This is a genomic window from Ruegeria jejuensis, from assembly GCF_041537905.1.
In the GTDB taxonomy this organism is placed as follows: Bacteria; Pseudomonadota; Alphaproteobacteria; order Rhodobacterales; family Rhodobacteraceae; genus Ruegeria_C.
This window is the reverse complement of record NZ_JBGRUO010000049.1, coordinates 1-8,358: the sequence shown is the minus strand read 5'-3', so window position 1 is coordinate 8,358 and position 8,358 is coordinate 1. Positions and strand designations below refer to the sequence as shown.

Here is an 8,358-nt window from a genome sequence, read left to right as displayed (position 1 = left end):
ATCCGCAAGCGCTATTGGGGACGCCGGTTCTGGGGGCGAGGGTATTTCTCAACGACCAACGGCGCCATCACCGAAGACGTCGTGTTGCAATACCTCGAAAACCACATCGCCGATCCTACCGACGTCAGTCGGTAGTCGTTTAGTTGGGCGGACTCTACACTAAGCTGGAGGAGATTCAGGGGCTCAGGTCATCTACAATTGTCCGCCGCCACTGGCGTGCGGTGGGCGCGTCAGGTCCGAACCACCGGACGCGCAGAAATTGCACCTTAAGGCCGACCCAAAGGTCAGGGCAAACTGGCACCGTATCAGGCATGCTTGGAGGAATTGATCTGTCAGGATGCGGATATCACGCTGCCGGAACTGGCCGCCGCGCTTGAGGGTGCGACTTCGGTTCGCGCCCATCCCGCATCAATCGGCAAGTTCCTGGGCAAGCTCGGCTACTCTTACAAAAAAGGCAGTGGTGGCCACCGAGCGCCGTTCGGCGCGCGTAAGAAAGCGACGCTACGACTGGGAACAACGGCGCATGCCCATGATGCGTGCCCACCCTGAGCGCCTTGTGTTCATTCCCTTTCGGGACATTGCTGCGCAATGCCCTGTCGGGCAGCGGATGAAACCTCCGTCAAAACCAATCTGACCCGCCAGCGTGGCCGCTCTTTGCGCGGCGAGCGATTGGTGATGGACGCGCCGTTCGGCGCTTGGGGAACACGGACCTTTATCGCTGGATTATCAGCCGATGCACTGATCGCACCCTGGGTCATCAAAGGGGCCATGGACGGGCCTGCGTTTGCTGCATGCGTCGAAAAGGTATTGGTGCCGGAACTTCACTAAGCTTTTGGTAATGATGGACACTTCGGTCGCTGGCATAAAGGCGCGCCGTGTCAGCGAGTTGTTTTGCGTCTAACTCAAGCTGGTCATTCAAGTAGACAAAAAAATCCAGTTTTTCCGGATCGTCCAAGGTCTGGTAGCGATCAAGAATCGTGGACGCGAGCGTGAAGCCCGATACTTCCCCTTCTGTGGACAAAAGCGCCTCACATAGTTCAGCAATGGATCGTTTGTCATCCTTGCCACGCCTTTTGTCGGGGCGGTCCAGCAATTGGTTCAACAGATCGCCCAGAAACCAATTCTGCTGCATTTCAAGAATCCATCTGGCTGCTCAGGTACTCACCCGTTCGGCGATAGTGATTGATTAAGTGCCGGGTCGAACTGTCTGCGTCATGATCCAATGCGGCATCCAGAATCTGCTGATGTTCGGCGGCGATGTTTCGCTTTTTGTAGCTTGAACCGCCTGCTGCCAGATAGCGGTAGCGAATGTTCAGGTCGTAAAGCTGCGCGCAATATCGCAGCAGCAACGGCAGTTTCGAATTGCCCAACAAGGCCATATGAAACGCCTTGTGCGCGTCTTCAAAGTCGTGCGCGCCATTTTGGCCGGCCTTTTTCATATGGTGGTGACGCAAAACAAGCCTATCCTCCCAGGCCGCATCCGCGTTGGCGATAGAGGCGCGCAGCGCGGTTTCCTCGAGGTTGCATCGCAGTAAGAGGATTTCCTCGAAGTTACACTTGCTCACTGGTGCAGCCCTGAAACCGCGCTGGTCAATCCGTTCAACCAACATATCCGAGGTCAAGAGGCTCAGCGCCTCGCGAACCGGACTGGCGCCAGTGTTCAGAAGCCCGCGAAGCTGTTCGATCTTGAGTTTTTGCCCGGGAGGCAATTCGCCGGTCAGGATCATTTCGCGCAGCCTTCGATACGCGCCATGAGTGGCTGATGTCTCTTTGCCCTCTGTATCAAGCATGGCGTCCATATCCGATTGTCCCTTTTTCTCGGCGCAAACTCTTGGGTGCTCTTAACTGAGGGCACTCGTGCCATTCGATAGACCAACTGAAAGGTTCAGCGAGCCTTCGTTGATCATCCAGCGTCGAAGTACAAAGCTGCGCGCGCCGCTTTTGTGCATGGGATCGTCTTCGGCCAGCTTCCGGGCGGCCTCAAGACTGCCAGCGCGATAGATGATCAGACCCATCCCCTGCATGTGGTCACCGGTCTCATCCGACATCGGTCCGGCAAATGCCAGCTGTCCCGCGCGTTCAAGATCCGTCTGATATGCCAAGTGATCTGGAAGTGACGCCTTTACGTCTTCTGGTGCTTTGGCCGGTGTGCTGAGTGCAACGTAAAGCTCTAACGCCAGTGCGCCGCGGCTTTTCGCTTCTGATTTATAGTCTGCCCAAGCAACCATCGGCGTTCTCCAAAAATATCGATATTATTTGACATATTGCAAAATAGTCGGCAAAAATCAAGCGAACTGAAATGGATGATCATAATGAAATACCTGGTGGGAGAGACCTCGGAAGGCACAGCGGTTTTTGCCGTGAACGGTGAAAACGCAGTAAATTTAACGGCTTTGGACCCTGCAGTCGGCACCGATCTGATGGGCTTGATAGGTATGCCGGGGTTGGCCGACTCACTGGCTAGCAAAATCGCCGCCGCAGACAGCGTGCCTGTGTCCTCTGTTACGCCAGCGTTGCCCGTGGCCGCGCCCGGTACGATCATTTGCATGGGGTTAAACTATACGGATCACATCAAAGAGGGCGGGTACGATATTCCGGAGTATCCAACGCTGTTCATGCGCGGGAAGAATTCGATCATGGCGGCGGGGCAACCTATGGTGCGGCCTGCCTGTTCTGAGAAACTCGACTATGAAGCCGAGCTTATGCTGATCGTCGGAAAACGTGGTCGCCATATCTCGGAAGAGGACGCGTTGGAATATGTCTTTGGTTACACCGTGTTCAACGATGGGTCCTTGCGGGACTATCAGCGCAAAACGGTTCAATGGACGCCCGGCAAAAACTTTGATGACACGGGCGCGATCGGTCCATTCACCGTAACGCCGGACGAACTGCCCGAAGGGGCATCCGGGCTGAAGATCGAAAGCCGTGTGGGCAATGAAATCCTGCAAAGCTCGAACACTGGCAACATGATCTGGGGCGTTCGTCAGGTCATTGCGACGATTTCGGAATACACCACTCTTGAACCCGGTGATCTGATTGCGCTGGGAACACCTCCGGGTGTTGGTCACGCTAAAAAGCCGAATCCCCGTTGGTTGAAGCCCGGCGAAACCGTCGAGGTTGAGATTGAAGGCATCGGCATTTGTGCCAGCCCGATCATCGACGAAAAAGACGCCAAATCAAAGGTGGCCGCAGCATGAGCGCACCAACCGGGGCAGAGCTGGAGGCACTTCGCGCAAAGGCGCAGCAGGATCATCGTGATCTGCGTGAGCGCATTCCACGTTTGTCGGACGACGCAATTGCCTTGATCCTGCGCGAGTCCAGGTCTCATTACGCGTGGACCGACAAGCCGGTTTCTGACGACCTACTCGAAGAGATTTATGATATCACGATCAATGGTGCGACGAGCATGAACACGCTGCCTGCGCGTTTTATTTTCGTGAAAAGTGCCGAAGGAAAAGAACGGCTTGCCAAGTCGTTAAAGCCGAAGAACGTGCCAAAGATGATGGATGCGCCAGTCACAGCGATCATTGCCTATGACTTGGATTTCTGGAAGGAACTGCCCTTCCTTTTTCCGCATGAAGATCGTCGGCACTTGTTTGAAAACAATCCCGACTACGTGTCCGACACTGCGTTTCGCAATGGAACACTTCAAGGCGCTTACTTCATGATCGCGGCTCGGGCTGTCGGCTTGGACGTTGGCGCGATGTCAGGATTTTCGAACAAGATCGTCGACGAAGAGTTTTTTGCAGATACGACGCTCAAGTCCAACTTTCTTTGCAATCTAGGCTACGCGGATGAAACCGGATTGTTCCAAAAGCTTCCGCGCTTTCCATTCGAAAAGGTTTGCTCTTATGCATGAGGAGGTGACGCTGTGGCCATGAAAGTGAAACCTGTCGTGACTTACCGGACGACAGCACAATGCCCGACACATGCGCGCACCGAGATCCCAATTCGCGATCTGGATGTGATTGTCGACGAGCCCGTCGAGCGGGGCGGCACAAATCTTGGCCCGTCCCCGACCGAAACCGCAATGGCAGCCCTGATCGCCTGCACCAATGTCATCGGTCACAAGAACGCTCACCGTTTGGGAATTGACCTGGGCACGGTGACAATCGACGCGAAGTGCCGTCTGGACCGGCGCGGTGTCCTGATGGAGGAGGAGATCGATGTTCCGTTTCCGGAAATCGAGCTCACCGTGAAGTGCGAGACGCCCGCCAGTCAGGAGGAGCTGACGCGGGTGGGCGAAGAGACAGCCAAGTATTGCGCCATCGCAAAACTGTTTGAAGCGGCAGGCACTGACCTGACCGTCAACTGGGTCAAATCAAAACAATAAAAACAAGAGGCCCGACTTTCTGGGAGGAGAGAAATGAAAATCTGGACCAAAAACGGCCTTGTGGGAGCTGCTCTGGCAGGCTTCATCGCGCTACCCGTTGCCGCAGAAGAAAATATTTCTGCCGTTGTCATCGATGGCTACCCCGACCGAGCGTTATGGGTGAAGGAATTCACCAACTTCTTCATTCCGGAAGTGGACAAGCGGCTGGCCGAGTCCGGCAATTACAAGATGAACTGGCAAGAGAACTATGGCGGTTCAATCGTAAAGCCGAAGGGTGTTCTGGAGGGTATCCAACTGGGTCTTGGTGACATCGGTATCGTGACAACGATCTTCCATTCCTCGAAACTGCCTAGTCAGGGTATTTCAGGCTCGACCCCCTTCGTGGCATCGGACTCCCGTGCTGTGGCTAAGGCGGTAGATGAAATCGCGCGCGAATACCCGGCGATGCAGAACGAGTTTGCTGCACAGAACCAGGTCTATCTGGCCACCGGTGTTGTTCTCGACACCTATCAGATTTTCTGCACGGAACCGGTTGCCTCGGTTTCGGACCTTGAGGGTCGCAAGATTGCCGGTGCAGGGCTCAACTTGCGGTATCTCGAAGGCATCAAGGATGCGGCGGGTGTTCGCGGTGGCCTGACAGATTTCTACAACATGCTTCAGACCGGACTGGTGGATTGTGGAATGTTGTGGCCCGAAGCGGCAAAGACGTTCAAGATCGCTGAAGTGGCCCCCTATATGCTGAAGGCCGATCTGGGCGCCGTGAATTCCAAGACCATCACCGTCAATGCCGACTATTGGGCTGGCCTGCCGGACGAAGTCAAAGACGTGTTGAAGGCCGTCGCCATCGATTACCGGGATCACCTGGCCGGTATCGCAATGGACCGGGCAGCTGCTTCGCGGGATGCATATGTTGAAGCTGGCGGAACCGTCGTCGAAGTTTCGGATGAAGATCGGGCCGCATGGGCGAGTGCAATGCCCAACATCGCGCAGGAATGGGCCGCAACGCTGAATGATAACGGCGAGCAGGGCACAGAGATGCTGGCCGCCTATCTTAGCAAGCTTCAGGATGCGGGGTTCACCGGAGTGCGCGACTGGACGGTCGAATAACTGTCCGGCGATCCGGGAAAGGGGCCTGTCATGCTGAAGACCGCAGTTGCTAGCCTTTCTAGGGTCGCCAATTCGCTTGCAATTGCCGCCAACGCTTTGGGTACGCTCGTGGTCCTTGCGTTGGTGGTCGTTCTGAATGTCGACGTCATTGCGCGAGGTCTGTTTTCAGCCCCTCTGCGGGGCACTTATGAGATGGTGCAGTTTTCGGTCGTGATGATTGTCTTTCTGCAGTTGGCGGACGTGGTCCGGGTGGATCGGCTGACGCGCTCGGATGGGTTTCTAAACCTGCTGCACCATCGCCGCCCGGGTCTGACAGCCAGCCTGAGGCGCATCATCAATGCCATCTCTGCAATCTTCATGGGCCTAATTGCCTATGTAACCTTTCCGGAATTCCTGCACATGTGGGAGACACAGGATTACTTCGGAGTTCCGGGTCTTTTCACATTGCCCTGGTGGCCGGTCAAACTGGTCATCGCGTGCGGCACTGCGCTTGCCTGCGTGATCTTCCTGCTCAAGGTGGTTACGGCCCAGGACCGCCCGCAACTTGTTCGCACCCCTGAACATGACGAGGCCGCAGAATGACGCCGATTGAGATTGGCCTGGTCTCGGTCGTAGCGATCGTCTTTCTGATTTACGCGGGCGTCTACATTCCCATCGCGCTGGGCGTCGTCTCGTTCGTGTCTATCTGGCTGATGCGGGACAACTTCACGCTTGCGCTTAACCTGCTGAAAGTGGCGGTCGGCGACAGTGCGATGGAATACAGTTTCGCGACTATCCCGCTGTTTACCTTCATGGGGCTCATCGTCTCAAAGGCCGGGTTGGGCAGGGATATTTACGAAGTCATGACCATGCGGTTTCGCAAGGTCAAAGGCGGTATCGGTATGGCCACGGTCGGAGCAAACGCCGTCTTTGCTGCGGTGACCGGCTCTTCAATCGCTTCGGCATCCGTGTTCACCAAAGTTTCGGTGCCGCAGATGATGGCGCAGGATTACAACCCGCGCTTTGCGGTTGGTGTCGTGGCCGGGTCTTCGGTTTTGGGGATGATCATCCCGCCGTCGGCCATGCTGATCATCTATTCCTTTGTCGCAGAGCAATCTGTGGGTGACATGTTCCTTGCGGGGGTCATTCCGGGGATCATGCTGGCGATTGCCTATGTCGGCGCGATCTGGGTCATGGGGCGTTTCACACCGGCGTTCGTCGGTGGCCGCGTCGTCGATGACACCGAATGGATGTCCGGGCGCGAGATCGCATCCAAAACCCTGCCGACGCTGTGCATCATCACCATCGTTCTTGGCGGCATCTATACGGGTTGGTTGACCGCAGTCGAGGCAGGAGCAGCAGGGGCCTTCGTCGCTTTGATCATCGCTATCATACGCAAGTCAATGTCCCCGAAAGCCTTTTGGGACGCATTGCTGGAAACCGGTCATATCACGGCAGCGATCCTGTTCCTTATTACGGCCGCTTCGATCTACAGCCGCATGTTGGGCCTCGCCGGACTGCCCAATCAGTTGCAGGACTTGCTCGCGGGGAATTCCGCGTCTTTCTGGTCGATCATGCTGCTCTATGTCCTGTTGATGCTGTTTCTGGGAACGTTGCTCGACACGGCGTCCATCATTCTGATCGTGGTCCCGTTGTTCCTGCCAATGGCCGAAGCCCTCGATATGTCTCTGATCTGGTTCGGGATCATCACCGTGGTCGGAGCCGAAATCGGGCTTTTGACCCCGCCTTTGGGAATATCCTGCTTTGTTATCAAGTCCACGATCAACGACGACCGGATATCACTCAAGGACGTGTTCATGGGCGCACTTCCCTTTGCGTTCGTGATGCTGATCGTTCTGTTCATTCTGATCGAATTCCCGATCCTCAGCCTTGCCCTGATCTAAGGAGGCCAAGATGCGCTCTGTCACCAAAGACAACATCACGGACGTCTTCATGGGATACCTGTCCAACGACACTGATCCGCGAATGCATGAAGTCATGGGGTCTCTTGTCAGGCACCTCCACGATTTCGCGCGGGAAACCAACCTGACGCATGATGAATGGCGCACCGGGATTGCATTTCTGGAGGGATGCGCGGCTGTGGAAACCGAGGACAGGCATGAATTCGTACTCGCTTCAGACGTGCTGGGCTTATCGTCATTGGTGGACATGCTGCACTCCAGTACTGATGCAACAAGCTCATCAGTGCTTGGCCCATTCCACGTCTCTGGCGCACCGCCTCTGCCATTCGGCGGAGATATGAAGCGCCACTACGGTGGGCCGGTTCTGCTTGCTGAAGGCGTTATCCGGGACACCGAGGGCAATCCGATTTCCGGAGCAGAGCTGGATATCTGGCAAACGGCGCCAAATGGGATGTATGCAAGCCAGGATGAAGAACAGGACACCTTTTCTTTTCATGGCTTAATGACGGTCGGTACCGACGGTCGTTACGCGTTCACGACCGTGAAGCCGGTGGAATACACCGTTCCATCTGACGGGCCAGTCGGGGACATATTGCGCGCGTGCGGCCGACACCCATGGAGGCCCTCTCACTTACACTTTATCGTCAAGGCACCGGGATACCGAACTTTAGTGACCGAGATTTTTCCCGATGACGATCCCTATCTGGATCAGGATACGGTGTTTGGTGTTCGGGACGATCTGGTGATGACCTATGTTGAAAGGCCAGTTTCAGAATTCCCCGATGGCATGGAACTTTCCGGTAAGATCACCGAACCTTTCTTGCACGTGAAATTCGATGTGAAGCTTGCTAAAGACTAAAAGCTGTTGAGGATACTTGAGGTGGGCTTTGTTGCACAAATCGCCTGAGGGGATTCATCTCGTGAATCCAGCGTGATAGCTGGATGTTATGAGCAGTTGGTCCCCTACGACGTATAAGACCAGGAACTGGCCTTCGTACAACACAGCGCTGAAGCAGC

The 8,358-nt window shown here is 55.6% G+C and carries 12 protein-coding genes; 9 read left to right on the top strand and 3 right to left on the bottom strand.

The annotated features are described in order from the left end of the window. Both AB1E34_RS25845 and AB1E34_RS25840 read left to right on the top strand, forming a co-directional pair. A partial coding sequence (locus AB1E34_RS25845; RefSeq protein WP_445758215.1) for a transposase occupies positions 1–135 on the top strand: 135 nt, incomplete at its 5' end. A gap of 180 nt (positions 136–315) precedes the next feature. Further along, complete coding sequence (locus AB1E34_RS25840; RefSeq protein ID WP_372575165.1) at positions 316–549, top strand: hypothetical protein; 234 nt, start codon at positions 316–318, stop codon at positions 547–549. Positions 550–757: 208 nt separating this feature from the next. Here AB1E34_RS25840 and AB1E34_RS25835 read toward each other — a convergent pair whose 3' ends face one another. The 3 genes from AB1E34_RS25835 to AB1E34_RS25825 are packed head-to-tail and all read right to left on the bottom strand — an operon-like array spanning position 758 to position 2,228. After that, on the bottom strand, positions 758–1,132 hold the full coding sequence (locus tag AB1E34_RS25835; RefSeq protein WP_372575164.1) for a hypothetical protein: 375 nt from the start codon (positions 1,130–1,132) through the stop codon (positions 758–760). Position 1,133: 1 nt separating this feature from the next. Next, positions 1,134–1,799: a GntR family transcriptional regulator gene (locus tag AB1E34_RS25830; RefSeq protein ID WP_372575163.1), complete on the bottom strand. Its 666-nt coding sequence runs from the start codon at positions 1,797–1,799 to the stop codon at positions 1,134–1,136. A gap of 42 nt (positions 1,800–1,841) precedes the next feature. After that, positions 1,842–2,228: a YciI family protein gene (locus tag AB1E34_RS25825; protein ID WP_372575162.1), complete on the bottom strand. Its 387-nt coding sequence runs from the start codon at positions 2,226–2,228 to the stop codon at positions 1,842–1,844. An 84-nt stretch (positions 2,229–2,312) separates the two neighbouring features. On the opposite strand from AB1E34_RS25825, the gene AB1E34_RS25820 reads away from it, so the two are divergent. The 7 genes from AB1E34_RS25820 to AB1E34_RS25790 are packed head-to-tail and all read left to right on the top strand — an operon-like array spanning position 2,313 to position 8,200. Continuing rightward, positions 2,313–3,197: a fumarylacetoacetate hydrolase family protein gene (locus AB1E34_RS25820; RefSeq protein WP_372575161.1), complete on the top strand. Its 885-nt coding sequence runs from the start codon at positions 2,313–2,315 to the stop codon at positions 3,195–3,197. Then, positions 3,194–3,859 (top strand): malonic semialdehyde reductase, encoded by a 666-nt coding sequence (locus AB1E34_RS25815; protein ID WP_372575160.1) that lies wholly within the window; start codon positions 3,194–3,196, stop codon positions 3,857–3,859. Before AB1E34_RS25820 ends, AB1E34_RS25815 begins: the two co-directional genes overlap by 4 nt. Before the next feature lie 18 nt (positions 3,860–3,877). Beyond that, the gene (locus tag AB1E34_RS25810) at positions 3,878–4,333 is read left to right on the top strand and encodes an OsmC family protein (RefSeq protein ID WP_372575159.1); all 456 of its coding nucleotides are present in this window, start codon (positions 3,878–3,880) and stop codon (positions 4,331–4,333) included. 33 nt (positions 4,334–4,366) lie between these two features. Then, a complete protein-coding gene (locus tag AB1E34_RS25805; protein WP_372575158.1) occupies positions 4,367–5,440 on the top strand; it encodes a C4-dicarboxylate TRAP transporter substrate-binding protein in 1,074 nt (357 codons plus the stop codon). Between the two features lie 30 nt (positions 5,441–5,470). Continuing rightward, on the top strand, positions 5,471–6,022 hold the full coding sequence (locus tag AB1E34_RS25800; protein WP_372575157.1) for a TRAP transporter small permease subunit: 552 nt from the start codon (positions 5,471–5,473) through the stop codon (positions 6,020–6,022). Beyond that, positions 6,019–7,323, top strand: a complete 1,305-nt coding sequence (locus AB1E34_RS25795; RefSeq protein WP_372575156.1) for a TRAP transporter large permease — start codon at positions 6,019–6,021, stop codon at positions 7,321–7,323. The genes AB1E34_RS25800 and AB1E34_RS25795 overlap by 4 nt, the downstream gene beginning before the upstream one ends. A gap of 10 nt (positions 7,324–7,333) precedes the next feature. Further along, a complete protein-coding gene (locus AB1E34_RS25790; RefSeq protein WP_372575155.1) occupies positions 7,334–8,200 on the top strand; it encodes a dioxygenase family protein in 867 nt (288 codons plus the stop codon). Positions 8,201–8,358 lie beyond the last annotated feature (158 nt).